Genomic DNA, 232 nt, shown 5'->3' on the forward strand with positions numbered 1-232 from the left:
ATTGTAGCAATGTTTATACTCAAATACTCAAAAGAAAAAATATTGCCATTAGTATGACTCAAGAAAATCATTGTTATGAAAACGCTATGGCCGAACGTGTTAACGGCATACTCAAAGACGAATTTTATTTGGATCAAACCTTCAGCAGTATAGCTCATGCTAAAAGAGCTACAAAAAATGCTATTAATTTATACAACCAAGTTAGATTACATTTATCTTTAGACTTTAAAAC

1 protein-coding gene is annotated in these 232 nt (G+C 30.2%); it reads left to right on the plus strand.

The genetic code is table 11. From position 1 onward, the window contains the following. Nucleotides 1–47 precede the first annotated feature (47 nt). Nucleotides 48–232: integrase core domain-containing protein (locus F6U93_RS14370; RefSeq protein ID WP_394349759.1), on the plus strand; the 185-nt coding region annotated here is incomplete at its 3' end.

The sequence above is a fragment of the Pseudotamlana haliotis genome, from assembly GCF_008806375.1.
Taxonomy (GTDB): Bacteria; Bacteroidota; Bacteroidia; order Flavobacteriales; family Flavobacteriaceae; genus Pseudotamlana; species Pseudotamlana haliotis.